At 71.7% G+C, this 25,810-nt stretch carries 23 protein-coding genes; 21 read left to right on the forward strand and 2 right to left on the reverse strand.

All coding sequences use genetic code 11. From position 1 onward, the window contains the following. Positions 1-357 precede the first annotated feature (357 nt). From aroC to nusB, 7 genes are all read left to right on the forward strand, one after another. Complete coding sequence (gene aroC / locus ACZ4Z2_RS29000; RefSeq protein WP_159766280.1) at positions 358-1,542, forward strand: chorismate synthase; 1,185 nt, start codon at positions 358-360, stop codon at positions 1,540-1,542. Next, complete coding sequence (locus ACZ4Z2_RS29005; protein ID WP_468079949.1) at positions 1,539-2,057, forward strand: shikimate kinase; 519 nt, start codon at positions 1,539-1,541, stop codon at positions 2,055-2,057. Before aroC ends, ACZ4Z2_RS29005 begins: the two co-directional genes overlap by 4 nt. Then, on the forward strand, positions 2,054-3,145 hold the full coding sequence (gene aroB, locus ACZ4Z2_RS29010) for a 3-dehydroquinate synthase (RefSeq protein WP_468079951.1): 1,092 nt from the start codon (positions 2,054-2,056) through the stop codon (positions 3,143-3,145). The genes ACZ4Z2_RS29005 and aroB overlap by 4 nt, the downstream gene beginning before the upstream one ends. 178 nt (positions 3,146-3,323) lie before the next feature. Next, positions 3,324-4,310, forward strand: coding sequence for a Pro-rich N-terminal domain-containing protein (locus ACZ4Z2_RS29015; protein ID WP_468079953.1), 987 nt, complete (start codon positions 3,324-3,326; stop codon positions 4,308-4,310). Between the two features lie 555 nt (positions 4,311-4,865). Continuing rightward, positions 4,866-5,972 carry an aminopeptidase P family protein gene (locus tag ACZ4Z2_RS29020; RefSeq protein WP_468079954.1) on the forward strand — a complete coding sequence of 369 codons (1,107 nt, stop codon included), beginning with the start codon at positions 4,866-4,868 and terminating at the stop codon, positions 5,970-5,972. 60 nt (positions 5,973-6,032) lie between these two features. After that, a complete protein-coding gene (gene efp / locus ACZ4Z2_RS29025; RefSeq protein ID WP_055522452.1) occupies positions 6,033-6,599 on the forward strand; it encodes an elongation factor P in 567 nt (188 codons plus the stop codon). 2 nt (positions 6,600-6,601) lie between these two features. Beyond that, positions 6,602-7,036 carry a transcription antitermination factor NusB gene (nusB, locus tag ACZ4Z2_RS29030; protein WP_055542045.1) on the forward strand — a complete coding sequence of 145 codons (435 nt, stop codon included), beginning with the start codon at positions 6,602-6,604 and terminating at the stop codon, positions 7,034-7,036. Between the two features lie 197 nt (positions 7,037-7,233). On the opposite strand, the gene bldD is transcribed toward nusB, so the two are convergent. Then, entirely contained in the window at positions 7,234-7,734 is a 501-nt protein-coding gene (gene bldD, locus ACZ4Z2_RS29035) for a transcriptional regulator BldD (protein WP_055522449.1), read from the reverse strand. A 219-nt stretch (positions 7,735-7,953) separates the two neighbouring features. On the opposite strand from bldD, the gene pyrR reads away from it, so the two are divergent. The 14 genes from pyrR to ACZ4Z2_RS29105 all read left to right on the forward strand — a co-directional run bounded on the left by pyrR (position 7,954) and on the right by ACZ4Z2_RS29105 (position 24,736). Then, the gene (gene pyrR / locus ACZ4Z2_RS29040) at positions 7,954-8,550 is read left to right on the forward strand and encodes a bifunctional pyr operon transcriptional regulator/uracil phosphoribosyltransferase PyrR (RefSeq protein ID WP_468079955.1); all 597 of its coding nucleotides are present in this window, start codon (positions 7,954-7,956) and stop codon (positions 8,548-8,550) included. 125 nt (positions 8,551-8,675) lie between these two features. Further along, entirely contained in the window at positions 8,676-9,656 is a 981-nt protein-coding gene (locus ACZ4Z2_RS29045; protein ID WP_468079956.1) for an aspartate carbamoyltransferase catalytic subunit, read from the forward strand. Between the two features lie 5 nt (positions 9,657-9,661). Next, positions 9,662-10,948 (forward strand): dihydroorotase, encoded by a 1,287-nt coding sequence (locus ACZ4Z2_RS29050; protein WP_468079958.1) that lies wholly within the window; start codon positions 9,662-9,664, stop codon positions 10,946-10,948. After that, positions 10,945-11,511 carry a PH-like domain-containing protein gene (locus tag ACZ4Z2_RS29055; protein WP_468079960.1) on the forward strand — a complete coding sequence of 189 codons (567 nt, stop codon included), beginning with the start codon at positions 10,945-10,947 and terminating at the stop codon, positions 11,509-11,511. The genes ACZ4Z2_RS29050 and ACZ4Z2_RS29055 overlap by 4 nt, the downstream gene beginning before the upstream one ends. After that, positions 11,508-12,650 carry a glutamine-hydrolyzing carbamoyl-phosphate synthase small subunit gene (carA, locus tag ACZ4Z2_RS29060; protein ID WP_468079962.1) on the forward strand — a complete coding sequence of 381 codons (1,143 nt, stop codon included), beginning with the start codon at positions 11,508-11,510 and terminating at the stop codon, positions 12,648-12,650. Before ACZ4Z2_RS29055 ends, carA begins: the two co-directional genes overlap by 4 nt. Further along, positions 12,643-15,951, forward strand: coding sequence for a carbamoyl-phosphate synthase large subunit (gene carB, locus ACZ4Z2_RS29065; protein WP_468079964.1), 3,309 nt, complete (start codon positions 12,643-12,645; stop codon positions 15,949-15,951). Before carA ends, carB begins: the two co-directional genes overlap by 8 nt. Positions 15,952-16,056: 105 nt before the next feature. After that, positions 16,057-17,166, forward strand: coding sequence for a quinone-dependent dihydroorotate dehydrogenase (locus ACZ4Z2_RS29070; protein WP_468079966.1), 1,110 nt, complete (start codon positions 16,057-16,059; stop codon positions 17,164-17,166). Continuing rightward, positions 17,163-18,011: an orotidine-5'-phosphate decarboxylase gene (pyrF, locus tag ACZ4Z2_RS29075; RefSeq protein WP_468079967.1), complete on the forward strand. Its 849-nt coding sequence runs from the start codon at positions 17,163-17,165 to the stop codon at positions 18,009-18,011. Before ACZ4Z2_RS29070 ends, pyrF begins: the two co-directional genes overlap by 4 nt. Positions 18,012-18,311: 300 nt before the next feature. Beyond that, positions 18,312-18,635 (forward strand): integration host factor, encoded by a 324-nt coding sequence (locus ACZ4Z2_RS29080; RefSeq protein WP_003977346.1) that lies wholly within the window; start codon positions 18,312-18,314, stop codon positions 18,633-18,635. Positions 18,636-18,692: 57 nt separating this feature from the next. After that, the gene (gene gmk, locus ACZ4Z2_RS29085; RefSeq protein WP_055521903.1) at positions 18,693-19,286 is read left to right on the forward strand and encodes a guanylate kinase; all 594 of its coding nucleotides are present in this window, start codon (positions 18,693-18,695) and stop codon (positions 19,284-19,286) included. Positions 19,287-19,346: 60 nt separating this feature from the next. Further along, positions 19,347-19,616: a DNA-directed RNA polymerase subunit omega gene (rpoZ, locus tag ACZ4Z2_RS29090; protein ID WP_055521902.1), complete on the forward strand. Its 270-nt coding sequence runs from the start codon at positions 19,347-19,349 to the stop codon at positions 19,614-19,616. Between the two features lie 165 nt (positions 19,617-19,781). Next, positions 19,782-20,984 (forward strand): bifunctional phosphopantothenoylcysteine decarboxylase/phosphopantothenate--cysteine ligase CoaBC, encoded by a 1,203-nt coding sequence (gene coaBC, locus ACZ4Z2_RS29095; RefSeq protein ID WP_468079969.1) that lies wholly within the window; start codon positions 19,782-19,784, stop codon positions 20,982-20,984. 240 nt (positions 20,985-21,224) lie between these two features. Continuing rightward, on the forward strand, positions 21,225-22,433 hold the full coding sequence (metK, locus tag ACZ4Z2_RS29100) for a methionine adenosyltransferase (protein WP_468079971.1): 1,209 nt from the start codon (positions 21,225-21,227) through the stop codon (positions 22,431-22,433). 152 nt (positions 22,434-22,585) lie between these two features. After that, positions 22,586-24,736, forward strand: a complete 2,151-nt coding sequence (locus ACZ4Z2_RS29105) for a primosomal protein N' (RefSeq protein WP_468079973.1) — start codon at positions 22,586-22,588, stop codon at positions 24,734-24,736. 114 nt (positions 24,737-24,850) lie between these two features. On the opposite strand, the gene ACZ4Z2_RS29110 is transcribed toward ACZ4Z2_RS29105, so the two are convergent. Further along, complete coding sequence (locus ACZ4Z2_RS29110; RefSeq protein ID WP_468079975.1) at positions 24,851-25,444, reverse strand: hypothetical protein; 594 nt, start codon at positions 25,442-25,444, stop codon at positions 24,851-24,853. Between the last annotated feature and the right edge of the window lie 366 nt (positions 25,445-25,810).

Here is a 25,810-nt window from a genome sequence, read left to right on the forward strand (position 1 = left end):
CCCTGACCCGAGTACGTCCAGTACACGGGTCAGGGCCCGGCACGCCGAGAGCACGCACCTGACGCCGCGGGGCCGCCCTCCGGGCGACGGCGGGAATATGACGACAGGCCTAGCGGCCTCCCCGTTTGCTCGCGGAGCGCCACGTGGGTGCGGGCCACTCGGATCCACGACATGCGGTTCGGGCGGATGCGGCCCGGCCCGTCCGTCTGCTGGACCTGTGACCGGCTCCCGCCCCGGACGTGGGAGGATCGGAAGTGGCGGGCCGGGGCCGCGCACCCGGTCGCCGTCGCCGTACGCGAGGACACGCGTACACGCAGGCAGGACGCAGTACCAGGGCGCGAGCACTGAGGAGCACCGTTGAGCAGGTTGCGCTGGCTGACCGCGGGGGAGTCCCACGGTCCCGCACTTGTCGCGACGCTGGAGGGCCTTCCCGCCGGCGTGCCGATCACCACGGAGATGGTGGCGGACCACCTGGCCCGCCGGCGCCTCGGTTATGGGCGCGGTGCGCGGATGAAGTTCGAGCGCGACGAGATCACGTTCATCGGCGGCGTGCGGCACGGGCTGACCATGGGCTCGCCCGTGGCGATCATGGTCGGCAACACCGAGTGGCCCAAGTGGGAGCAGGTCATGTCGGCCGACCCGGTCGACCCCGAGGTCCTCGCCGGCCTCGCCCGCAACGCCCCGCTGACCCGCCCCCGCCCCGGCCACGCCGACCTGGCCGGCATGCAGAAGTACGGCTTCGACGAGGCCCGGCCGGTCCTGGAGCGCGCCTCCGCCCGGGAGACCGCCGCCCGTGTGGCCCTCGGCGCCGTGGCCCGGTCGTACCTCAAGGAGACGGCCGGGATCGAGATCGTCAGCCATGTCGTCGAGCTGGCCGCGGCGAAGGCGCCCTACGGCGTGTACCCGACCCCCGCCGATGTCGAGAAGCTGGACGCCGACCCGGTGCGCTGCCTCGACGCGGACGCCTCGAAGGCGATGGTCGCCGAGATCGACCAGGCCCACAAGGACGGCGACACGCTCGGCGGTGTCGTCGAGGTGCTGGCGTACGACGTGCCGGTGGGCCTCGGCTCCCACGTGCACTGGGACCGCCGCCTCGACGCCCGGCTCGCCGCCGCGCTGATGGGCATCCAGGCGATCAAGGGCGTCGAGGTCGGCGACGGCTTCGACCTGGCCCGGGTGCCGGGCTCCAAGGCGCACGACGAGATCCTCGCCACCGACCAGGGCATCAAGCGGGCCACCGGCCGCTCCGGCGGCACCGAGGGCGGCCTGTCCACGGGCGAGCTGCTGCGGGTGCGCGCCGCCATGAAGCCCATCGCGACCGTGCCGCGCGCGCTCCAGACCGTGGACGTCACCACCGGCGAGGCCGCGCAGGCCCACCACCAGCGCTCCGACGTGTGCGCGGTGCCGGCCGCCGGCATCGTCGCCGAGGCCATGGTCGCGCTGGTCCTGGCCGACGCGGTGGCCGAGAAGTTCGGCGGCGACAGCGTCACCGAGACCCGCCGCAACGTCCGCTCGTACCTCGACAACCTCGCGATCCGGTGAGCCCGGTGCCTCTGGTCGTTCTCGTCGGCCCCATGGGGGTCGGCAAGTCCACCGTCGGACAGCTGCTCTCCGAGCGGCTCGGCGTCGCCTACCGCGACACCGACGACGACATCGTCGCCGAGCAGGGCCGCACGATCGCGGGGATCTTCGTCGACGAGGGCGAGGCCGCCTTCCGCGCCATCGAGAAGCAGGCCGTGCACTCGGCGCTCGCCTCGCACGACGGGGTCCTCGCCCTCGGCGGCGGCGCGATCCTCGACCCGGACACCCGCGCCCTCCTCGCCGGACAGCGTGTCGTCTACCTCTCGATGGACGTCGAGGAGGCCGTCAAGCGCACCGGCCTCAACACCGCCCGGCCGCTGCTCGCCGTCAACCCCCGCAAGCAGTGGCGGGAGCTGATGGAGGCCCGCCGCCACCTGTACGAGGAGATCGCCACGGCCGTCGTGCCCACGGACGGCCGCACGCCCGAGGAAGTCACCCAAGCGGTCCTGAACGCCCTGGAGTTGAAGGAAGCATGAGCGAGACAGTGACCCGGATCCAGGTCGGCGGCACGGCGGGCACGGAGCCGTACGAGGTCCTGGTGGGCCGCCAACTCCTCGGTGAGCTGGGTGGGTTGATCGGCGGCAGTGCCAAGCGTGTCGCGGTGATCCATCCCGAGGCGCTGGACGAGACCGCCGAGGCCCTGCGCGCCGACCTCGCCGAGCAGGGCTACGAGGCGGTCGCCATCCAGGTGCCCAACGCGGAGGAGGCGAAGACCGCGGAGGTCGCCGCCTACTGCTGGAAGGCGCTCGGCCAGTCCGGCTTCACCCGCACCGACGTCATCGTGGGCGTGGGCGGCGGCGCGACCACGGACCTCGCCGGGTTCGTGGCGGCGACCTGGCTGCGCGGCGTCCGCTGGATCGCCATCCCGACCACCGTCCTCGCCATGGTGGACGCGGCCGTCGGCGGCAAGACGGGCATCAACACGGCGGAGGGCAAGAACCTCGTCGGTTCCTTCCACCCGCCCGCCGGGGTCCTCTGCGACCTCGCCGCGCTGGACTCGCTGCCGGTCAACGACTACGTGTCCGGGCTCGCCGAGATCATCAAGGCCGGCTTCATCGCCGACCCGGTGATCCTCGACCTCATCGAGGCCGACCCGCAGGCCGCCCGGACGCCCGCCGGACCGCACACCGCCGAGCTGATCGAGCGGTCCATCCGGGTCAAGGCCGAGGTCGTCTCAGGCGACCTCAAGGAGTCCGGTCGCCGCGAGATCCTCAACTACGGGCACACCCTCGCCCACGCCATCGAGAAGAACGAGCGCTACAAGTGGCGCCACGGCGCGGCCGTGTCCGTCGGCATGCACTTCGCCGCCGAACTGGGCCGCCTGGCGGGCCGGTTGGACGACGCGACCGCCGACCGGCACCGCACGGTCCTGGAGTCCGTCGGACTGCCGCTGCACTACCGCTACGACCAGTGGCCCAAGCTGCTGGAGACCATGAAGGTCGACAAGAAGTCCCGTGGCGACCTGCTGCGCTTCATCGTCCTCGACGGCCTGGCCAAGCCCACCGTCCTGGAGGGCCCCGACCCCGCGGTCCTCCTCGCGGCATACGGCGAAGTGGGCCAGTAACGCCCGTTCGGGCGCCACTTGCCCGATTCGCCTTGTGGCCATGGCCACTTGGGCACTCCGGGACGCCCCCGGCCGTTCACCAAACGGCGGCCGGGGGCGGTACCGTTCGGTGAGGGCGGGGGTCCCAGAGTCCCGCCTGCCAGTGTCGATGTGACTGTACGAGACGGAGTGGCACCGGATGCAGCACGCAGTGGGAGCTCCGCTGCCGCCGCCCCACCGGCCGGGGCAGGACCCGGCGACCCCCTGGTCGCCCGCCGCGAACCACCAGGGACACCCCGCCGCGCCTCACTCGGGAGCGCCGGGCGCCACCCCGCCCGGACACCCCGGCGCGAGCCACCCCGTGCCTCCCCCCGTGCCCCCGGGCCCGCATCCGGGCCACGCCCCGGCAAACCCGCCCGCGCCCATGGCGCCCCCCGCGCCGGCGGCACCGCCGGGATCGGTGCCCCCGCCCGCGCCGGGCTTCGCGGGAGGCTCCGGGCACCCGCCCGCCTCGCCCCCGCAGCACACCGTCGTTCCCCGGGACACCACCGGACACGTGCAACTGCCGCCGGGCGGCCCGGTCACCATGCCGAGCCCGCCGCCCGCCGCCGGCGCACCGGACGTCACGACCACCACGCTCGCGGTGCTCCTCATCGGCCCCGCCGGCGCGGGCAAGACGAGCGTCGCCAAGTACTGGGCGGACCACCGCCGGGTGCCCACCGCGCACATCAGCCTCGACGACGTCCGCGAATGGGTGCGCTCCGGCTTCGCCGACCCGCAGTCCGGGTGGAACGACAACTCCGAGGCGCAGTATCGTCTCGCCCGCCGCACCTGCGGCTTCGCCGCGCGCAACTTCCTGGCCAACGGGATCTCGTGCATCCTCGACGACGCCGTCTTCCCCGACCGCCCGGTCGTCGGCCTCGGCGGCTGGAAACGCCACGTCGGCCCCGGCCTGCTCCCCGTCGTCCTCCTGCCCGGCCTGGAGATCGTCCTCGAACGCAACGCGAAGCGCACGGGCAACCGCCGCCTCACCGACGAGGAGGTCGCCCGCATCCACGGCCGCATGGCCGGCTGGTACGGCTCGGGCCTCCCCATCATCGACAACTCCCAACTCGACGTCCCCGCCACAGCCCGGGTCCTGAACGAGGTCCTGGCCAGATCAATAGCAAGCCCCCCGAAGTGGTAGCGGGACCGGCGAGACGGCTCCAGGTCCGACGGGGCAGACCGGGGTCGGCCGGGTAGTCCGGGCATGTCTGCCGGCAGGGTAGGTCGGGGCTGTCGGGGCTGTCGGGGCGGTAGGCCGAAGGCGGCCAGGCGGATCTGGGACCGGCGGGGTAGGCCGCGGGCGGCCAGGCGGATCTGGGACCGGCGGGGTAGGTGGAGGGCGGCCAGGCGGATTGAGACCGGCAGGGCAGACCGAGGTCGGCGCGAGGTAGGTCGAGGGCGGCGAGTTAGTTCTGAGGGTGGCGCCCCAGGTCACAAGGGCGGCAGGCGGGCCAGGGGCCGCGAGGCAGCCCGACGGAACCGGTGATCACCGCTCAGCCGCAGCCACCCCAGGGGCGCGGGGAACTGCGCGACCAGCCCCCACCCATCCGCACCCGGCCCACAACCTCCCCACCCCCCTCCAGACACCGCCCCCACCCACCCGTATCCACACTCGACCCCCCACCCCCCGCGGAGCGCCCCCCCACTCGGCCGCACTGAACCGGCGCTCGCCCAGCGGAGCTCATACGCTCGGGGCATGTCAGACGCCCACGCCGCCCGCCGGGCCCGGCTGAGAGAACGCTGCCAGGCGAGCGGCAGCGCCACCGCTCTCGTGACCCGCCCGGCCAACGTGCGCTACCTCACGGGCGCGGCCCCCCACGGCGCCGTCCTCCTGCTCGGCGCGACCGAGGACGTCCTCCTCTGCGGCGCGCCCCCGAGGGGCGACAGCGCCGAGGGGCGGCCCGACGACGCCGTACGCCTCCATGTCCTGCCGAAGCCCGGCGGCGACCCGGCGGTGGTGGCCGCCGACTTCGTCACCGCCGCCGGCGCCGAATCCCTCGCCGTGGAGGAACACCACCTCACCGTGGCCCGCCACCGAGCCATCCGCTCGGTCGCACCCCGGCTGCGGCTCGCCGACCTCGGCGGCGCCGTCGAGCAGCTCAGGGTCGTCAAGGACGAGGAGGAGATCTCCTGCCTGCGGATCGGCGCGGAGATCGCCGACCAGGCCCTGGGCGAACTCCTGGAGTCGATCCTCGTCGGCCGCACCGAACGCCACCTCGCCCTCGAACTGGAGCGCCGCCTCGTCGACCACGGCGCCGACGGCCCCGCGTTCGCCACCTCCGTCGCCACGGGCCCGAACGCCGGCCGCCGAGGCCACCTCCCCACCGACCGCCGCGTCGAGGAAGGCGACTTCCTCTCCGTGTGCCTCGGCGCCGTCTACCGCGGCTACCGCTGCGAGATCGGCCGCACCTTCGTCATCGGGACCTCGCCGGCCGACTGGCAGATCGAGCTGTACGACCTCGTCTTCGCAGCCCAGCGGGCGGGCCGCGAGAGCCTGGTCCCGGGCGCCGCCTACCGCGCCGTCGACCACGCGGCCCGTCACGTACTGGACTCCGCGGGCCACGGCGCGGACCTCCCGGCACTGATGGGGCACGGTGTGGGACTCGAAATCGACGAGGACCCGCAGTTGGCCCCCGCGGCCATGGGTAAACTGGACGCTTGCGTGCCGGTCACCGTCGAACCGGGGGTCCACCTCCCGGGCCGGGGCGGTGTCCGGATCGATGACACGCTCGTCGTGCGCCCCGAGGCGGACGGCGGACCCGAGCTACTCACCATCACGACCAAGGAGCTGCTCGCGCTCTAGCCCTTGAGCTGCGCGCGTGCCCCGGGGTCGTCCACGTAAGTCCAGGAGATTGAAGCAACCGTGGCTTCCACGAACGACCTCAAGAACGGCATGGTGCTCAAGCTCGACGGCGGCCAGCTCTGGTCCGTCGTCGAGTTCCAGCACGTCAAGCCCGGCAAGGGCCCGGCCTTCGTGCGCACCAAGCTCAAGAACGTGCTCTCCGGGAAGGTCGTCGACAAGACCTTCAACGCCGGCGTGAAGGTCGAGACGGCCACCGTCGACAAGCGCGACATGCAGTTCTCCTACATGGACGGCGAGTACTTCGTCTTCATGGACATGGAGACCTACGACCAGCTGATGGTCGACCGCAAGGCCGTCGGCGACGCCGCCAACTTCCTGATCGAGGGCTTCACCGCCACCGTCGCGCAGCACGAGGGCGAGGTGCTCTTCGTGGAGCTGCCGGCCGCCGTCGAGCTCGTCATCCAGGAGACCGAGCCGGGCGTCCAGGGCGACCGCTCCACCGGTGGCACCAAGCCCGCCACCCTGGAGACCGGCCACCAGATCCAGGTGCCCCTCTTCATCACCACCGGTGAGAAGATCAAGGTCGACACCCGCACGAGCGACTACCTCGGCCGGGTGAACAGCTAACCGTGGCTGCCCGTAACACGGCCCGCAAGCGCGCCTTCCAGATCCTCTTCGAGGGCGACCAGCGCGGGGCCGACGTCCTGACCGTCCTCGCGGACTGGATCCGGCACTCCCGGTCCGACACCAGGCAGCCGCCGGTCAGCGAGTACACGATGCAGTTGGTCGAGGGGTACTCCGAGTACGCCAAGCGCATCGACGAGCTGATCGCGCAGTACTCGGTGGGCTGGACCCTCGACCGGATGCCGGTCGTGGACCGCAACATCCTGCGGCTCGGCGCCTATGAGCTGATCTGGGTGGACGAGACCCCGGACGCGGTGGTGCTGGACGAGATGGTGCAGCTGGCGAAGGAGTTCTCCACGGACGACTCCCCGTCGTTCGTGAACGGACTGCTCGGGCGCCTCAAGGACCTGAAGCCGTCGCTCCGCAGGGAAGCCGAATAGGGGCCTCCCAGGCGAGGCCGACCCCCCTGCGAGGCCGCGGGAGGGCGACCTGGCACGGGAGGTCGTCGGCGATGCGGACCCGTCCGCGTCCCCGCCCGCCCCTCCGCGTCCCTGAAGACAGAAAACCGCCGGGGTGGCCCGAACCGAAAGGTTCCGGCCACCCCGGCGGCACGTTTCTGCTGAGCCCGTCCGAGGGGTCAGCCCTCGTCGTGGGAGACGGCGCGACGCGCGTCCGCGTCCAGGACACCCCAGCTGATCAGCTGCTCGGTCAGGACCGAGGGGGACTGGTCGTAGATGACGGCGAGTGTGCGCAGGTCGTCCTGGCGGATGGAGAGCACCTTGCCGTTGTAGTCACCGCGCTGGGACTGGATCGTCGCGGCGTACCGCTGGAGCGGGCCCGCCTTCTCGGCCGGGACGTTGGCCAGGCGCTCCAGGTCGAGGACGAGCTTCGGCGGCGGCTCGGCCGCGCCACCGGGGGTCGTCCCGGGAAGCAGCTCCTGCACGGGGACCCCATAGAAATCCGCCAGCTCCGCAAGGCGCTGCACGGTGACGGCGCGGTCGCCGCGCTCGTACGAACCGACCACGACCGCCTTCCAGCGTCCCTGGGACTTCTCCTCGACTCCGTGGAGGGAAAGGCCCTGCTGGGTGCGGATGGCCCGGAGCTTGGCCCCGAGCTGTTTGGCGTATTCGCTGGACATATAGCTCCCCGGACGAAGGCTGGTAACTCACTGTGAGGTTACGCAGCGTGACTCTGCCCCGTCAAGCCGAATGGTCCGGACCGACTCTTCCGTGGTAAACGCTCTCCATTGGGCCAGGGGGGTGATCAGGGGCGTTGCCCGGGCCTGCTACCGTGGATGGCGCAAATCCGACGTCCTTTAAGGTCCGTCCCGTGAGGCGGAGAAGGAGGTCCGTTTCGTATGGACACGCAGGAAAATCCGCAACAGGATCCGCAGCCGTCCGATGCCAGGCCCGTCCTCGAGGCCCCCGACATCGCACGCGTACTGACCCGCATCGCCCACGAGATCGTCGAACGCGCCAAGGGTGCCGACGACGTGGTGCTCCTCGGCATCCCGACCCGGGGCGTCTTCCTCGCCCGGCGGCTCGCCGACAAGCTGGCGGAGATCACCGACCGCAAGATCCCGGTCGGCTCGCTCGACATCACCATGTACCGCGACGACCTGCGTATGCACCCGCCGCGTGCGCTGGCCCGTACGGAGATCCCCGGTGACGGGATCGACGGCCGCCTCGTCGTCCTCGTCGACGACGTCCTCTTCTCCGGCCGCACCATCCGCGCCGCGCTCGACGCGCTGAACGACATCGGCCGCCCGCGCGCCGTCCAGCTCGCGGTCCTCGTCGACAGAGGCCACCGCGAACTGCCCATCCGCGCCGACTACGTCGGCAAGAACCTCCCCACGTCGCTGCGGGAGACGGTCAAGGTCCAGCTCGCCGAGGAGGACGGTCGGGACACCGTGCTGCTCGGTGCGAAGCCGGCCGCCCGGGGCGCGCAGCTGTAGCGACGGGCCGGCGTGCGGCGTTGCCGCGCGCCCGACGTCGCGCGCTCGCGCACCCGCCCGCCCGGCTGTGCCCGGCCGGCCGGGCCTCGCCTCCCGACACCGAACTGCCTTACGGAGCCTGACAGATGCAGCGTCATCTCATCTCGGCCGCCGACCTCACCCGCGACGACGCCGTCCTGATCCTCGACACCGCCGAGGAGATGGCCCGGGTCGCCGACCGGCCGATCAAGAAGCTGCCGACCCTGCGCGGCCGCACCATCGTCAACCTCTTCTTCGAGGACTCCACCCGTACCCGGATCTCCTTCGAGGCCGCCGAGAAGCGCCTCTCCGCGGACGTCATCAACTTCTCCGCCAAGGGATCGAGCGTGTCCAAGGGCGAGTCCCTCAAGGACACCGCCCAGACCCTCGAAGCGATGGGGGTCGACGCCGTCGTCATCCGCCACGGCGCCTCCGGAGCGCCGTACCGCCTGGCGAACTCCGGCTGGATCGACGCCGCCGTCATCAACGCGGGCGACGGCACCCACCAGCACCCCACCCAGGCCCTGCTCGACGCCTTCACCATGCGCCGCCGGCTCGTCGGCAGGGACGCCGGCCTCGGCCAGGACCTGTCCGGCAAGCGCATCACGATCGTCGGCGACGTCCTGCACAGCCGCGTCGCCCGCTCCAACGTCGACCTACTGCACACCCTCGGCGCCGAGGTCACCCTCGTCGCCCCGCCCACCCTGCTGCCGGTCGGCATCGAGACCTGGCCCTGCGAGGTGTCGTACGACCTCGACAGCACCCTGCCGAAGGCCGACGCCGTGATGATGCTGCGCGTCCAGCGCGAGCGCATGCACGCCGCGTTCTTCCCCACCGAGCGCGAGTACTCCCGGCGCTACGGCCTCGACGGCGACCGCATGGCGCGGATGCCCGAGCACGCCATCGTGATGCACCCCGGCCCGATGGTCCGCGGCATGGAGATCACCGCCGAGGTCGCCGACTCCGACCGCTGCACCGTCGTCGAGCAGGTCGCCAACGGCGTCTCCATCCGCATGGCCGTCCTGTACCTGCTGCTCGGGGGCAACGAGCCCGCCGTCACCCACACCCGTACCACCGAGGAGAAGTAAGACAGATGAGCAAGATCCTGATCCGTGGTGCGAAGGTGCTCGGCGGCGAGCCGCAGGACGTGCTGATCGACGGCGAGACCATCGCCGAGGTGGGCGCCGGGCTGTCCGCCGAGGGCGCCGAGGTCGTCGAGGCCGGCGGCAAGGTCCTCCTGCCGGGCCTGGTCGACCTGCACACCCATCTGCGCGAGCCCGGCCGCGAGGACTCCGAGACCGTCCTCACCGGCACCCGCGCGGCCGCCTCCGGCGGCTACACGGCCGTGTTCGCCATGGCCAACACCTTCCCGGTCGCCGACACCGCCGGCGTGGTCGAGCAGGTGTACCGGCTCGGCCAGGAGCACGGCTACTGCGACGTCCAGCCCATCGGCGCCGTCACCGTCGGCCTGGAGGGCCAGAAGCTCGCCGAGCTGGGCGCCATGCACGAGTCGGCCGCCGGCGTCACCGTGTTCTCCGACGACGGCAAGTGCGTGCACGACGCGGTGATCATGCGCCGCGCCCTGGAGTACGTGAAGGCCTTCGACGGGGTCGTCGCCCAGCACGCCCAGGAGCCGCGGCTCACCGAGGGCGCCCAGATGAACGAGGGCGTCGTCTCCGCCGAGCTGGGGCTCGGCGGCTGGCCCGCGGTGGCCGAGGAGTCGATCATCGCCCGTGACGTCCTGCTCGCCGAGCACGTCGGGTCCCGCGTCCACATCTGCCACCTGTCGACCGCCGGGTCCGTCGAAATCGTCCGCTGGGCCAAGTCCCGCGGCATCGACGTCACCGCCGAGGTCACCCCGCACCACCTGCTCCTCACCGACGAGCTGGTGCGCTCGTACAACCCGGTCTACAAGGTCAACCCGCCGCTGCGCACCGAGCGCGACGTGCTCGCCCTGCGCGAGGCGCTCGCCGACGGCACGATCGACATCGTCGCCACCGACCACGCCCCCCACCCGCACGAGGACAAGGACTGCGAGTGGGCCGCGGCCGCCATGGGCATGGTCGGCCTGGAGACCGCCCTGTCGGTGGTCCAGGAGACGATGGTCGAGACCGGGCTGCTCGACTGGGCGGGCGTCGCGGACCGTATGTCCTTCAAGCCCGCGCGGATCGGCCAGGCGGCCGGTCACGGCCGTCCCGTCTCGGCAGGTGAGCCCGCCAACCTCACGCTCGTCGACACGGCATACCGTGGTGCGGTGGACCCCGCGGGCTTCGCCTCGCGCAGCCGCAACACCCCGTACGAGGGCCGCGAGCTGCCGGGCCGTGTCACGCACACGTGGCTGCGGGGCAAGGCCACGCTCGTCGACGGGAAGCTCACGTGACACCTGTAATTCTGCTGGCCGCCCAGAAGGAGTCGGCCGAGGTCACCAACTGGGCCGGACGCATCGGCTGGGTCGTCGGACTCGCCCTCTTCGTCGCCCTCGTCTACTGGCTGATGCGCGAGGGCTGGAAGTGGCGCGGCACGCTCCAGAGCGACCTGCCGGAGCTGCCCACCGTGCCGGAGAAGCCCGGTGCGGCCAGACTGACGATGAGCGGCCGCTACCACGGCTCCACCACCGCCGGGCAGTGGCTCGACCGCGTCGTGGCGCACGGCCTGGGCACCCGCAGCAGGGTCGAGCTCACCCTGACGGACACGGGCCTTGACGTCGTACGGCCCGGAGCGACGGACTTCTTCGTCCCCCGCGAGGCACTGCGCGAGGCCCGGCTGGACAAGGGCATCGCCGGCAAGGTCCTCACCGAGGGCGGACTGCTCGTCGTCACCTGGGCCCACGGCGACAAGCTCCTCGACTCCGGGTTCCGATCCGACCGCGCGGCCGAACACAACGAGTGGGTCGAGACCCTGAACCAGATGATCAAGAAGACGGAAACGGAAGGCGCACGATGACGACCTCCACCAGGGGAGCCACCAAAGTTCCCGCCGTACTCGTCCTGGAGGACGGCCGGATGTTCCGCGGCCGCGCCTACGGGGCCGTGGGGGTGACCTTCGGCGAGGCCGTGTTCTCCACCGGTATGACCGGCTACCAGGAGACCCTCACCGACCCGTCGTACCACCGCCAGGTCGTCGTGATGACCGCCCCGCACGTCGGCAACACCGGTGTCAACGACGAGGACCCCGAGTCCAAGCGGATCTGGGTCGCGGGCTACGTCGTACGCGACCCCGCGCGCGTGCCCTCGAACTGGCGCTCCCGGCGCACCCTCGACGAGGAGCTCGCCCAGCAGGGCGTCGTCGGCATCAGCGGCGTCGACACCCGCGCCCTCACCCGCCACCTGCGCGAACGCGGCGCCATGCGCGTCGGCATCTTCTCCGGCAACGCCCTGCCCGACGAGGGCACCATGCTCGCCGAGGTCCGCCAGGCCCCCGAGATGAAGGGCGCCGACCTCTCCGCGGAGGTCGCCACCCAGGAGGCGTACGTCGTCCCCGCGATCGGTGAGAAGAAGTTCACCGTCGCCGCCGTCGACCTCGGCATCAAGGGCATGACCCCGCACCGCATGGCCGAGCGCGGCATCGAGGTGCACGTGCTGCCCGCCACGGCGACCGCCGACGAGGTGTACGCCGTGAACCCCGACGGCGTCTTCTTCTCCAACGGCCCCGGCGACCCGGCCACCGCCGACCACCCCGTCTCCGTGATGCGGGCGGTCCTGGAGCGCGGCACCCCGCTGTTCGGCATCTGCTTCGGCAACCAGATCCTCGGCCGCGCCCTCGGTTTCGGCACCTACAAGCTGAAGTACGGCCACCGCGGCATCAACCAGCCGGTGCAGGACCGTACGACCGGCAAGGTCGAGGTCACCGCGCACAACCACGGCTTCGCCGTCGACGCCCCGCTCGACAAGGTCTCCGAGACCCCCTTCGGCCGCGCCGAGGTCTCCCACGTCTGCCTCAACGACAACGTGGTGGAGGGGCTCCAGCTCCTCGACCGCCCGGCTTTCAGCGTCCAGTACCACCCCGAAGCGGCAGCCGGCCCGCACGACGCCGCCTACCTGTTCGACCGCTTCGTATCCCTGATGGAGGGCCAGCGTGCCTAAGCGCACCGATATCCAGTCCGTCCTGGTCATCGGCTCCGGCCCGATCGTCATCGGCCAGGCCGCCGAGTTCGACTACTCCGGCACGCAGGCGTGCCGCGTCCTCAAGGCCGAGGGCCTGCGCGTCGTCCTGGTGAACTCCAACCCGGCGACGATCATGACCGACCCGGAGATCGCCGACGCCACCTACGTCGAGCCGATCACCCCCGAGTTCGTCGAGAAGATCATCGCCAAGGAGCGCCCCGACGCGCTGCTCCCGACCCTCGGCGGCCAGACCGCGCTCAACACCGCCATCTCGCTCCACGACAACGGAGTCCTGGAGAAGTACGGCGTCGAGCTGATCGGCGCCAAGGTCGAGGCGATCCACAAGGGCGAGGACCGCGACCAGTTCAAGCTGGTCGTCGAGGCGGTCAACGCCAAGATCGGCCACGGCGAGTCCGCCCGCTCGGTCATCTGCCACTCCATGGACGACGTCCTCGAAGGCGTCGAGACGCTCGGCGGCTACCCCGTCGTCGTCCGCCCGTCCTTCACCATGGGCGGCGCCGGCTCCGGCTTCGCCCACGACGAGGAGGAGCTGCGCCGCATCGCCGGCCAGGGCCTCACCCTCTCGCCGACCACCGAGGTGCTCCTGGAGGAGTCCATCCTCGGCTGGAAGGAGTACGAGCTGGAGCTGATGCGCGACAAGAACGACAACGTCGTGGTCGTCTGCTCCATCGAGAACTTCGACCCCATGGGCGTGCACACCGGTGACTCGATCACCGTCGCGCCCGCGATGACGCTCACCGACCGCGAGTACCAGGTGCTGCGTGACGTCGGCATCGCGATCATCCGCGAGGTCGGCGTCGACACCGGCGGCTGCAACATCCAGTTCGCCGTGAACCCCGTCGACGGCCGGGTCATCGTCATCGAGATGAACCCCCGTGTGTCGCGCTCGTCCGCCCTCGCCTCCAAGGCGACCGGCTTCCCGATCGCCAAGATCGCCGCGAAGCTCGCCGTCGGCTACACGCTGGACGAGATCCCCAACGACATCACCGAGCAGACCCCGGCCTCCTTCGAGCCGACGCTCGACTACGTCGTCGTGAAGGCCCCGCGCTTCGCCTTCGAGAAGTTCCCGTCCGCCGACTCCTCGCTCACCACCACCATGAAGTCGGTCGGCGAGGCCATGGCGATCGGCCGCAACTTCACCGAGGCGCTGCAGAAGGCGCTGCGCTCGCTGGAGAAGAAGGGCAGCCAGTTCACCTTCGTCGGCGAGCCCGGCGACAAGGCGGAGCTGCTGCGCGAGGCGGTCCGGCCGACCGACGGGCGCATCAACACCGTCATGCAGGCCATCCGCGCCGGCGCCACCCAGGAGGAGGTCTTCGAGTCCACGAAGATCGACCCCTGGTTCGTCGACCAGCTCTTCCTCATCAAGGAGATCGCGGACGAGCTGGCCGCCGCCGACAAGCTCGACCCCGACCTCCTCGCCGAGGCCAAGCGGCACGGCTTCTCCGACCAGCAGATCGCCGAGATCCGTGGGCTGCGCGAGGACGTCGTGCGCGAGGTCCGGCACGCGCTGGGCGTACGCCCGGTGTACAAGACGGTCGACACCTGCGCCGCCGAGTTCGCGGCGCGGACCCCGTACTTCTACTCCTCCTACGACGAGGAGAGCGAGGTCGCGCCCCGCGAGAAGCCGGCCGTCATCATCCTCGGCTCCGGCCCGAACCGCATCGGCCAGGGCATCGAGTTCGACTACTCCTGCGTCCACGCCTCCTTCGCGCTCAGCGACGCGGGCTACGAGACCGTGATGGTCAACTGCAACCCGGAGACCGTCTCCACGGACTACGACACCTCCGACCGGCTCTACTTCGAGCCGCTCACCCTGGAGGACGTGCTGGAGATCGTGCACGCCGAGTCGCTGGCCGGCCCGATCGCGGGCGTCGTCGTCCAGCTCGGCGGCCAGACCCCGCTGGGCCTGTCGCAGGCGCTCAAGGACAACGGCGTACCGGTCGTGGGCACCTCCCCGGAGGCCATCCACGCCGCCGAGGACCGCGGAGCCTTCGGTCAGGTCCTCGCCGAGGCCGGCCTCCCGGCCCCGAAGCACGGCACGGCGACCACCTTCGCGGGCGCCAAGGCCATCGCCGACGAGATCGGCTACCCCGTCCTCGTCAGGCCGTCCTACGTCCTCGGCGGACGCGGTATGGAGATCGTCTACGACGAGGCGCGCCTGGAGGCGTACATCGCCGAGTCGACCGAGATCAGCCCCTCCCGGCCCGTCCTCGTCGACCGGTTCCTCGACGACGCGATCGAGATCGACGTCGACGCCCTCTACGACGGCGAGGAGCTGTACCTCGGCGGCGTCATGGAGCACATCGAGGAGGCCGGCATCCACTCCGGCGACTCGGCGTGCGCCCTGCCCCCGATCACCCTCGGCGGCTTCGACATCAAGCGCCTGCGCGCCTCCACCGAGGCCATCGCCAAGGGCGTCGGCGTCCGCGGACTGATCAACATCCAGTTCGCGATGGCCGGCGACATCCTCTACGTCCTGGAGGCCAACCCGCGCGCCTCCCGCACCGTCCCCTTCACCTCGAAGGCGACCGCGGTGCCGCTCGCCAAGGCCGCCGCCCGGATCTCGCTGGGCGCGACCATCGCCGAGCTGCGCGAGGAGGGCCTGCTGCCGAGGAACGGCGACGGCGGCGAGCTGCCGCTGGACGCGCCGATCTCCGTCAAGGAGGCCGTCATGCCGTGGTCGCGCTTCCGCGACATCCACGGACGCGGCGTCGACACGGTCCTCGGCCCGGAGATGCGCTCCACCGGCGAGGTCATGGGCATCGACTCGGTCTTCGGCACGGCGTACGCCAAGTCGCAGGCCGGCGCGTACGGCCCGCTGCCCACCAAGGGCCGCGCGTTCATCTCGGTCGCCAACCGCGACAAGCGCTCGATGATCTTCCCGGCGCGCGAGCTGGTCGCCCACGGCTTCGAGCTGCTCGCCACGTCCGGCACGGCCGAGGTGCTGAGGCGCAACGGCATCAACGCCACGGTCGTGCGCAAGCAGTCCGAGGGCACCGGCCCGAACGGCGAGAAGACCATCGTCCAGCTCATCCACGACGGCGAGGTCGACCTCATCGTCAACACCCCGTACGGCACCGGCGGCCGCCTCGACGGCTACGACATCCGTACGGCCGCCGTGGCCCGCTCCGTGCCGTGCCTGACGACGGTCCAGGCGCTCGCCGCGGCCGTCCAGGGCATCGACGCGCTCAACCACGGTGACGTCGGGGTGCGCTCGCTTCAGGAACACGCCGAACACCTGATCGCGGCCCGCGACTAGCAGCCCTGAGGGGGACACCGGAAACGGTGTCCCCCTCTTCATGAGGACACCTGTCATGAGGACGTCCGCCCCTCATGAGGACCTTGAGCACCTGAGGACTTCGAGATGTACAAGCTGTTCTTCCGTCTGGTTTTCAAACGGATGGACCCGGAGGAGGCCCACTACCTGGCCTTCCGCTGGATCCGCCTGGCCGCCCGGATCCCCGTGCTGCGCACCTACCTCGCGGCCGCCCTCGCACCCCGCTACGAGGAACTGCGCACAGAGGCGTTCGGACTGCGCATGCACGGCCCGTTCGGACTGGCCGCCGGCTTCGACAAGAACGCCGTCGCCGTCGACGGCATGTCGATGCTCGGCTTCGACCACGTCGAGATCGGCACGGTCACGGGCGAGGCGCAGCCCGGCAACCCCAAGAAGCGGCTGTTCCGCCTGGTGCCCGACCGGGCGCTGATCAACCGCATGGGCTTCAACAACGAGGGCTCCCTGGCCGTCGCCGCCCGGCTGGCCTCCCGCAACCCCGTCTTCAGGACGGTCGTCGGCGTCAACATCGGCAAGACCAAGGTCGTCCCCGAGGAGGAGGCCGCCGCGGACTACGTGAAGTCCACCGAGCGCCTCGCCCCCTACGCCGACTACCTGGTCGTGAACGTCTCCTCGCCCAACACCCCCGGTCTGCGCAACCTCCAGGCCACCGAGGCGCTGCGCCCGCTGCTGACCGCCGTCCGCGAGGCCGCCGACCGCACGGTGCGCACCCGCCGGGTGCCGCTGCTGGTCAAGATCGCCCCGGACCTCGCCGACGAGGACGTCGACGCCGTCGCCGACCTCGCGGTGGAGCTGGGCCTGGACGGCATCATCGCCACCAACACCACCATCGCGCGCGAGGGACTCGGTCTGACCTCCGAACCCTCCCTCGTGAAGGAGACCGGCGGCCTCTCCGGCGCCCCGCTGAAGGCCCGCTCCCTGGAAGTCCTGCGCCGCCTCTACGCGCGCGTGGGCGACCGGATCACCCTGGTGGGCGTCGGCGGCATCGAGAACGCCGAGGACGCCTGGCAGCGCATCCTCGCCGGCGCCACCCTCGTCCAGGGCTACAGCGCCTTCGTCTACGAGGGCCCCTTCTGGGCGCGTTCCGTCCACAAGGGCCTCGCCGCCCGGCTGCGCACCAGCCCGTACGCCACCCTCGCCGACGCGGTCGGCGCCGACGTGAGGAAGAAGACGGCATGACCGAGCCCTTCGGCGCGCGACTGCGCCACGCCATGGACGAACGCGGCCCGCTCTGCGTCGGGATCGACCCGCACGCCGCCCTGCTCACCGCCTGGGGCCTGAACGACGACATCGCGGGCCTGGAGCGCTTCAGCCGCACCGTCGTCGAGGCGCTGGCGGGCCGGGTGGCCGTCCTCAAGCCGCAGAGCGCGTTCTTCGAGCGGTTCGGCTCGCGCGGCATCGCCGTCCTGGAGAAGTCCGTCGAGGAGGCGCGGGCGGCCGGTGCGCTGGTCGTGATGGACGCCAAGCGCGGCGACATCGGCTCCACCATGGCCGCCTATGCCGAGACCTTCCTGCACAAGGACGCGCCCCTGTTCTCGGACGCCCTGACGGTCTCGCCGTACCTGGGCTACGGCTCCCTGAAGCCGGCCGTGGACCTCGCGCGGGAGAACGGCGCCGGGCTGTTCGTGCTGGCGCTGACCTCCAACCCGGAGGGCGCCGAGGTGCAGCACGCCGTACGCACGGAGGACGCCGCCGGGCGGGACGTCGGGGCGACGATGCTGGCGCACCTGGCGGCCGAGAACGCGGGGGAGGAGCCCCTGGGGTCCTTCGGCGCCGTCGTCGGCGCCACGCTCGGCGACCTCTCGTCGTACGACCTCCAGATCAACGGACCTCTCCTCGCGCCCGGCATCGGGGCGCAGGGGGCCACCCCGTCCGATCTCCCGGCGGTCTTCGGGGCCGCCGTGCGCCATGTGGTGCCCAATGTCAGCCGGGGTGTTCTTCGTCACGGTCCCGACGTCGTCGCGCTGCGTGACGCCTCGGATCGTTTCGCGGACGAGATCAGGGCCGCCGTGGAGGCCGCCTGAGACCTCCGATGAGTGCTCCGGCGGCGCTTACCGGACGGCTTGAGTCTGAATACATTCTCAAATCCGGGGCAGTATGCGGCTTATGTCCGACTCCAGGGAGGCTGACCAGGACTTTTCCGCTGTTCTCGCTGACTCTGGCGGAGTTGGCCGCTAGTCTCCGACGAGTGAGGGCACCTCCCACGCCCTCCAGGCAGTAGGGGGAGAACGGGCAGGCGTGTTGCTCGTACCTCCCCAGGTGTGGGGCGACTAGGTTCCTCACCGGTCCGTATCCGACAGTTCGACATCCGAGGTGACGTAGGCGTGGCTCTTCCGCCCCTTACCCCTGAACAGCGCGCAGCCGCGCTCGAAAAGGCCGCCGCGGCTCGCCGGGAGCGGGCCGAGGTCAAGAATCGACTCAAGCACTCCGGCGCCTCCCTGCACGAGGTCATCAAGCAGGGCCAGGAGAACGACGTCATCGGCAAGATGAAGGTCTCCGCCCTCCTTGAGTCGCTGCCCGGCGTGGGCAAGGTCCGCGCCAAGCAGATCATGGAGCGACTCGGCATCTCCGAGAGCCGTCGTGTGCGCGGCCTCGGCTCCAACCAGATCGCATCCCTGGAGCGTGAGTTCGGCAGCACCGGTTCCTGACCCGGTACTGCGGGCAGGGAGTCCCGGGCACTCCGGGATTGCTGGAATAATCGCTGCATGGCTGCAACATTCCGGGGGACGACCCCCGAGCCCCCGGACGTACGTCCGCGGCTGACCGTGCTCTCCGGCCCCTCCGGGGTCGGCAAGAGCACGGTCGTCGCCCATATGCGCAAGGCACACCCCGAGGTGTGGCTCTCGGTGTCGGCGACGACCCGCAAGCCCCGCCCCGGCGAGAAGGACGGCGTCCACTACTTCTTCGTCACCGACGACGAGATGGACAAGCTGATCGCCAACGGCGAGCTGCTGGAGTGGGCCGAGTTCGCCGGCAACCGCTACGGCACCCCGCGGGGCGCCGTGCTCGAACGGCTGGAGCGCGGCGAGCCGGTCCTGCTGGAGATCGACCTCCAGGGCGCCCGGCAGGTCCGCGAGACCATGCCCGACGCCCAACTGGTGTTCCTGGCCCCGCCCTCCTGGGACGAGCTGGTCCGCCGGCTCACCGGCCGGGGCACCGAACCGCCCGAGGTGATCGAACGCCGCTTGGACGCGGCCAAGGTCGAACTCGCGGCCGAGCCGGAGTTCGACGTCACCCTGGTCAACACCTCCGTCGAGGATGTGGCGCGCGAGCTGCTAGCCTTGATGGACGTTGTGTGATCGTCGCTGATCCTGTCGACCGCGCACACTGAATCTTTCCCATCCATCGGAAGGTAGAGCGTGTCCTCTTCCATCTCCGCGCCCGAGGGCATCATCAACCCGCCGATCGACGAGCTCCTCGAGGCCACGGACTCGAAGTACAGCCTCGTGATCTACGCGGCCAAGCGTGCCCGCCAGATCAACGCGTACTACTCGCAGCTCGGCGAGGGCCTCCTCGAGTACGTCGGTCCCCTCGTCGACACCCACGTCCACGAGAAGCCGCTCTCGATCGCCCTGCGCGAGATCAACGCGGGTCTGCTCACGTCCGAGGCCATCGACGGCCCCGCGTAAGCAGCACTCGACGGTTCCGCGCAGATAGTCATATCGGCGGACCGCGATAGGTTTGTCCACAGGCCCGGCAGCGCGACTGTCGGGCCTGTGGTGTGTGATGGATGCGTACGCCGACGAGCCGCGGTGTGCGTCTGTCAGGTTCGGGTTCGAGTGCGGGGAGGCCCGGTGGGCAAGCCGAAGGTCGTTCTGGGGGTCAGCGGCGGTATCGCCGCCTACAAGGCGTGCGAGCTGCTGCGCCGGCTGACCGAGTCCGGGCATGACGTACGGGTCGTGCCGACCGACTCCGCGCTGCACTTCGTCGGCGCCGCCACCTGGTCCGCGCTCTCCGGCAACCCGGTCTCCACCGAGGTCTGGGATCGCGTCCACGAGGTGCCGCACGTCCGCATCGGCCAGGAGGCCGACCTGGTGGTCGTGGCCCCGGCGACGGCGGACATGCTCGCCAAGGCCGCCCACGGCCTCGCCGACGACCTGCTGACGAACACCCTGCTCACCGCCCGCTGTCCCGTCGTGTTCGCCCCCGCGATGCACACCGAGATGTGGGAACACCCGGCCACCCAGGAGAACGTGGCGACGCTGCGCCGCCGCGGCGCCCTCGTCATCGACCCGGCCGTGGGCCGGCTGACCGGCGTCGACACCGGCAAGGGCCGGCTGCCGGACCCCGCGGAGATCTTCGAGGTCTGCCGCCGGGTGCTCGCCCGCGGGGTCGCCGGACCGGACCTCGCCGGCCGGCACGTCGTGGTGAGCGCGGGCGGCACCCGGGAGCCCCTCGACCCCGTCCGCTTCCTCGGCAACCGCTCCTCGGGCAAGCAGGGGTACGCCCTCGCCCGCACGGCCGCCGCGCGCGGCGCACGGGTCACGCTGATCGAGGCGAACACGGGGCTGCCCGACCCGGCGGGTGTGGACGTCGTCCGCGTCGGCACGGCGGTGCAGCTGCGCGAGGCGGTGCTCAAGGCGGCGCCGGACGCCGACGTGGTGGTGATGGCGGCCGCCGTGGCGGACTTCCGCCCGGAGACCTACGCCACCGGCAAGATCAAGAAGAAGGACGGCCAGGACCCCGAGCCGATCGTCCTGGTTCGTAATCCGGACATCCTCGCGGAGATATCGGCCGACCGCCCCCGTCCGGACCAACTGGTCGTCGGCTTCGCCGCGGAGACCGACGACGTCCTCGCCAACGGCCGCGCCAAGCTGGCACGCAAGGGGTGCGACCTGCTCGTGGTGAACGAGGTGGGGGAGCGCAAGACCTTCGGTTCCGAGGAGAACGAGGCCGTTGTGCTGGGAGCCGACGGAAGTGAGACGGCCGTGCCGTACGGCCCGAAGGAAGCCCTGGCCGACACGGTGTGGGACCTGGTCGTGAACCGGCTGGGCTGACTGCTCCATTCGCGCCACGGTCCGTCAGAGGTAGGCAACTTAGGGGTGTGGCGACCCTGGCGGACAGCGACGACCATTGGGCAGAATGCACGTGCCGCAGGTCACAGAGCTCCCGAGAGGCGAGACGGGTGGGCCGGTGGTCGAGACCGACCGATAAACTGTTCACGGACGACGCCGGGCGCAGCCCCCGTCCCGTCCGCCAATGATCAGCCAGCAGCCGCTGCAACCACAGGGAGCGTTGTGTCCCGTCGCCTGTTCACCTCGGAGTCCGTGACCGAGGGTCACCCCGACAAGATCGCTGACCAGATCAGCGATGCCATTCTCGATGCGCTGCTGCGCGAGGACCCCACGTCCCGTGTCGCGGTGGAGACGCTCATCACGACCGGCCTGGTGCACGTGGCCGGCGAGGTCACGACCAAGGCCTACGCGCCGATCGCCCAGCTCGTCCGCGACACGATCCTGGCCATCGGCTACGACTCGTCGAAGAAGGGCTTCGACGGCGCGTCCTGTGGTGTGTCGGTGTCGATCGGTTCGCAGTCCCCGGACATCGCGCAGGGTGTCGACACGGCGTACGAGACCCGGGTCGAGGGCGACGAGGACGAGCTGGACCGCCAGGGCGCCGGCGACCAGGGCCTGATGTTCGGTTACGCGACGGACGAGACGCCGACGCTGATGCCGCTGCCGATCTTCCTGGCGCACCGGCTGTCCAAGCGCCTCTCCGAGGTCCGCAAGAACGGCACCATCCCCTACCTGCGTCCCGACGGCAAGACCCAGGTCACCATCGAGTACGACGGCGACAAGGCGGTCCGCCTCGACACGGTCGTCGTCTCCTCGCAGCACGCCAGCGACATCGACCTGGAGTCCCTGCTCGCCCCGGACATCCGCGAGTTCGTGGTGGAGCCGGAGCTGAAGGCCCTCCTCGACGACGGCATCAAGCTGGACACCGAGGGCTACCGCCTCCTGGTCAACCCGACCGGCCGCTTCGAGATCGGCGGCCCCATGGGCGACGCCGGCCTCACCGGCCGCAAGATCATCATCGACACCTACGGCGGTATGGCCCGCCACGGCGGCGGCGCCTTCTCCGGCAAGGACCCGTCCAAGGTCGACCGCTCCGCCGCGTACGCGATGCGCTGGGTCGCCAAGAACGTGGTCGCTGCGGGCCTCGCCTCCCGCTGCGAGGTCCAGGTCGCCTACGCCATCGGCAAGGCCGAGCCCGTCGGCCTCTTCGTCGAGACCTTCGGCACCGCCAAGATCGACACGGACAAGATCGAGAAGGCGATCGACGAGGTCTTCGACCTCCGCCCGGCCGCGATCATCCGCGACCTCGACCTGCTCCGCCCGATCTACGGCCAGACCGCCGCGTACGGCCACTTCGGCCGCGAGCTCCCCGACTTCACCTGGGAGCGCACGGACCGCGTGGACGCGCTGCGTGAGGCGGCGGGTCTGTAGCCCACGGAACCCTCAGGTTCTCTTCCGAGGCCCGGTGTCCCTCTGGGGGCGCCGGGCCTCGGCGCTGTCACCGGGCTTCAGGGGGAGCCTGGCGTCCTGTCCCGAGCCTGCGGGCGCCGTCGGATGTCAGTGGGGTTTGGGAGAATGCTGGCGTGAGCAGCGAGGACGGGACGAGCGGTGGGGGCGCGGGGGGTGCGGCGCCGGAGCAGCTCGCGCTCATTCGGGAGGCCGTGAAGAAGGCCAGGGCGCCCCGGGCCAAGCCGCGGACGTGGCGGGGGGCCGCCCTGGCGAAGGAGCTTCCGGTCGCCCGTGTGCTGGTCGACAAAGGGGTGCTGCATCTCGACCGCTACTTCGACTACGCGGTGCCCGAGGAGTTGGACGCCGTCGCTCGCCCCGGGGTGCGGGTGCGGGTGCGCTTCGGGGCCGGGGGACGGAATGTCCGGGAGGGGCGGCGGGAGGGCGGCTCGCTGATCGACGGGTTCCTCGTCGAGCGGGTCGCCGAGTCGGACTACGCGGGGCCGTTGGCCGCGCTCGCGCAGGTCGTGTCACCGGAGCCGGTGCTCAGCCCGGAGCTGCTGGGGCTCGCACGGGCGGTCGCGGACCGGTACGCGGGGAGCCTCGCGGATGTGCTGCAACTGGCCGTGCCGCCGCGGCACGGCCGGGCCGAGGCGGCGGAGATGGGCGGGCCGCCGCCCGCTCCGGCCGCACCGGAAACGGGGTCCTGGGCAAGGTACACGCGGGGCCCGGAGTTCCTGAAGGCTCTGGCCGCCGGTCGTTCGCCGCGCGCGGTGTGGACCGCTCTGCCGGGGCCCGAGTGGGCGGAGGAGATCGGGCGGGCCGTGCAGGCGACCCTGGCCTCCGGGCGGGGCGCCCTCGTCGTCGTACCGGCGGGGCGGCCTGCCGCGCGGGTCGACGAGGCCCTCCGGGAGCTGCTGGGGGAGGGGCAGCACGCGCTGCTGACCGCCGACGCGGGGCAGGAGCGGCGGTACCGGGAGTGGCTGGCCGTGCGGCGGGGGGCCGTGCGCGCGGTCGTCGGGACCCGGGCCGCCATGTTCGCCCCCGTGCGGAATCTCGGGCTGGTCGTCGTCTGGGACGACGGCGACGCCAGTCACAGCGACGACAACGCTCCCTTCCCGCATGTGCGGGAGGTGCTGGAGCTGCGAGCCACTCGGGACAAGGGTGCCTTCCTGCTGGGGAGTTGGAGCTGCACCGTGGAGGCGGCCCAGCTCGTCGAGAGCGGGTGGGCCGCGCCGATCGTCGCCGCGAGGGAGCAGGTACGGGCCGTCGCGCCCCTGGTGCGGACCGTCGGGGACGGGGAGTTGGCGCGCGACGAGGCGGCTCGGGCCGCGCGTCTGCCCAGCCTCGCCTGGCAGGTCGCCCGGGACGGGCTGCGGGACGGGCCCGTCCTCGTCCAGGTGCCCCGGCGGGGGTACGTGCCGAGGATGGCCTGTGTGCGGTGCCGGGAGCCCGCGCGGTGCCAGCACTGCGCGGGGCCGTTGGAGGCGCGGGAGGGCGCCGGCGCCCTGGTGTGCGGGTGGTGCGGGCGTGAGGAGGCGGGCTGGCACTGCCCGGAGTGCGGGAGCCATCGGCTGAGGGCCCAGGTCGTCGGTGCCCGGCGTACCGCCGAGGAGCTGGGGCGAGCCTTTCCCGCCGTGCCGGTGCGTACCTCCGGGCGGGAACATGTGCTCGACACCGTGCCGGGGACGCCCGCACTGGTCGTGAGCACGCCCGGCGCCGAACCGGTCGCCGAGGGCGGGTACGCGGCCGCTCTGCTGCTCGACGGCTGGGCCATGCTCGGGCGCCCCGATCTGCGGGCAGGGGAGGAGGCGCTGCGCCGGTGGATCGGGGCGGCCGCGCTGGTGCGGAACCAGGGGGCGGGCGGCACGGTCGTCGTGGTCGCCGAGCCGACGCTACGGCCCGTACAGGCCCTCGTACGGTGGGACCCGGTGGGGCACGCGGTGCGGGAGCTCGCGGACCGTGCCGAGCTGGGGTTTCCGCCGGTGTCCCGGATGGCGGCCGTGTCCGGCACGGCGCAGGCCGTGGCCGATTTCCTGGGCGGGATCGAACTGCCGCCGGACGCGGAGGTGCTGGGGCCCGTGCCGCTGCCCGTCCTGGAGGCGGGGCGGGCACGGAGGGTGGGGGCGCCGCCGCCCGGAGAGGCGTGGGAACGGGCCTTGATCCGGGTGCCGCCCGGCAGCGGGGCGGCACTGGCCGCCGCGCTGAAGAGCGCGCAGGCCGCGCGGATGGCCCGCGGAGGGGGAGAAGGGGTGCGGATCCGGGTGGATCCGCTCGACATCGGGTGACTCGACGTCGGGTGACCAGACGTCGGGTGAGGTGACGGGTCACGGGTGACAGGTGATCGGTGGCACGCGACTGCCTCCCGGGTCGGTCGGGACCGGGAGGCAGCCGGGGTGTCGTCAGCCGTTGCGCGGGCCGGGGAAGGCCGTGGGTCTTGCCTCGTCCCGCAGGGTGGGGCTGCCGGCCGTCGGCTGGGTGGGCATCTGACTCGGCACCTGTCCGGCCATCTGGCCCGGCACCTGTCCGGGCAACTGGCCCGGCACGGAACGGGCCGCGGGGACCGTCGGCAGGCCGGAGCCCACGTTGACGGCGCGGCTGCCCTGGGGCTCGCCCGTGCGCTCCGCCTCGGCGGCGGCCTGCGCGGCTGCGCGGCGGGCGCCGTAACGGCGGTGGACCGCTTGCTTGGTCACCCCGAGAGCCGAGCCCACCGCGTCCCACGAGAATCCGAGTGAGCGGTCGAAGTCCACGGCGGCCGTGACCAGGGTCTCGACGCTGTCCCGCAGCTCCTGGGCGAGGCGGACGGTCGGGGCGGGTGCGCGTCCGTAGACGACGAAGCCCGTGGAGGGGCCGGAGCGGCGCGGGCGGTAGACGTTGCCCAGTTGGGCGGTGAGGGTGCGTAGTGCGTCCACCTGCCGGCGGACCCGCTCGATGTCCCGCACCAGCAAGTGCAGGCTGGCCCGAGCCTGGGCGTCGTGGGTTGCGTGGTCGGCCATGAACAAGCCTCTCGAACCGGCGTTGAAAAGGATGTGCCGCGATTGCGGCCGGTAGTGGTCAACTCTTTCTTGACCAACGCGGATCAGCTCCGCTGGTAACGGGGTGGGGGCGTGGGGGCATATGCGCAGGGCGCGTGGGGGGCGCTGCGCGACGTGATCTCCCGCCCGCGCACCGTCCGTGCCGTTCCGCCGCAGCGGGCCCGCCGGGGCGGCCGCCGAATGCGGGTCTTCCGTGGGGGCGTGCGCCGGGGCACGGGGCAGGGGACCCGGTGGTGCGGAGGGGCGGCGGAGGCCGGATCGGGCGTGGTCGGTGGCGTGCCGAGCGGCGGACGCCGGGGGCATAGACTGGTGCGTTGTCCTGTGTCT

The sequence above is a fragment of the Streptomyces sp. NPDC030183 genome (genome assembly GCF_055573455.1).

What these genes read in the sequence shown, in the direction of transcription:
- bldD (WP_055522449.1), bottom strand. Translation starts at nt 7,734, where the DNA reads ATGTCCAGCGAATACGCCAAACAGCTCGGGGCCAAGCTCCGGGCCATC.
- ACZ4Z2_RS29070 (WP_468079966.1), top strand. Translation starts at nt 16,057, where the DNA reads ATGTACAAGCTGTTCTTCCGTCTGGTTTTCAAACGGATGGACCCGGAG.
- ACZ4Z2_RS29015 (WP_468079953.1), top strand. Translation starts at nt 3,324, where the DNA reads ATGCAGCACGCAGTGGGAGCTCCGCTGCCGCCGCCCCACCGGCCGGGG.
- ACZ4Z2_RS29050 (WP_468079958.1), top strand. Translation starts at nt 9,662, where the DNA reads ATGAGCAAGATCCTGATCCGTGGTGCGAAGGTGCTCGGCGGCGAGCCG.
- pyrF (WP_468079967.1), top strand. Translation starts at nt 17,163, where the DNA reads ATGACCGAGCCCTTCGGCGCGCGACTGCGCCACGCCATGGACGAACGC.
- ACZ4Z2_RS29020 (WP_468079954.1), top strand. Translation starts at nt 4,866, where the DNA reads ATGTCAGACGCCCACGCCGCCCGCCGGGCCCGGCTGAGAGAACGCTGC.
- ACZ4Z2_RS29045 (WP_468079956.1), top strand. Translation starts at nt 8,676, where the DNA reads ATGCAGCGTCATCTCATCTCGGCCGCCGACCTCACCCGCGACGACGCC.
- carA (WP_468079962.1), top strand. Translation starts at nt 11,508, where the DNA reads ATGACGACCTCCACCAGGGGAGCCACCAAAGTTCCCGCCGTACTCGTC.
- ACZ4Z2_RS29110 (WP_468079975.1), bottom strand. Translation starts at nt 25,444, where the DNA reads ATGGCCGACCACGCAACCCACGACGCCCAGGCTCGGGCCAGCCTGCAC.
- pyrR (WP_468079955.1), top strand. Translation starts at nt 7,954, where the DNA reads ATGGACACGCAGGAAAATCCGCAACAGGATCCGCAGCCGTCCGATGCC.
- aroB (WP_468079951.1), top strand. Translation starts at nt 2,054, where the DNA reads ATGAGCGAGACAGTGACCCGGATCCAGGTCGGCGGCACGGCGGGCACG.
- gmk (WP_055521903.1), top strand. Translation starts at nt 18,693, where the DNA reads ATGGCTGCAACATTCCGGGGGACGACCCCCGAGCCCCCGGACGTACGT.